This window comes from Mycobacterium sp. E3298, from assembly GCF_001666895.1.
Taxonomy (GTDB): Bacteria; Actinomycetota; Actinomycetes; order Mycobacteriales; family Mycobacteriaceae; genus Mycobacterium.
Window position 1 is genome coordinate 1 of the sequence record NZ_LZJB01000118.1, and the last position, 522, is coordinate 522.

The 522-nt window shown below is 69.7% G+C and carries 1 protein-coding gene and 1 pseudogene; one reads left to right on the forward strand and one right to left on the reverse strand.

Annotated elements, in window-relative coordinates; genetic code table 11:
• Window positions 1-156 (reverse strand): PPE domain-containing protein (locus A9X05_RS32650; protein WP_368664916.1); only part of this gene is annotated, 156 nt, incomplete at its 3' end.
• A gap of 23 nt (window positions 157-179) precedes the next feature.
• Between A9X05_RS32650 and A9X05_RS05450 the strand changes: the two are divergent.
• Window positions 180-455, forward strand: a pseudogene (locus A9X05_RS05450) (PPE domain-containing protein); the annotation flags it as partial.
• Between the last annotated feature and the right edge of the window lie 67 nt (window positions 456-522).

The window sequence follows — 522 nt, forward strand, 5'->3', positions numbered from 1 at the left end:
GTTGGTCACCTTCGGGGCGGCCTGGAACTGGGTGATGCCCTTGGTCGCCGCCGTGGACTGCACCGAGTAGTTGGCCATCGCCCCGGCATCCTGGGCCCAAAACTCGCCGTACTGGGCCTCCAACTGCGCGATCGCCCCGGTGTTCTGCCCGATCACGTTGGTGGCCTGCAACTGCTGCGTTGAGTTATCAGAATGTGGTGACTCAGCTGGCCAGTGAGGAGTGGGCGGGCACGGCCTCGGCGGCGATGGCGGCCGCGGCCACCCCGTATGCGGAGTGGCTGGCCAGCACGGCGGCGCAGGCCGAGCAGGCCGCGGTGCAGGCCGCCGCGGCGGCGGCGGCTTATGAGGCGGCGTTCGCCGCGGTGGTGCCACCGCCGGTGATCGCGGCCAACCGGGCGTTGGTGCAGCAGTTGCAGGCCACCAACGTGATCGGGCAGAACACCGGGGCGATCGCATTCCACGCCGACGCCGCCGTCATCAACGACCCCGACCCCGGACCGGCATAAATCCGCGCGGAATTGA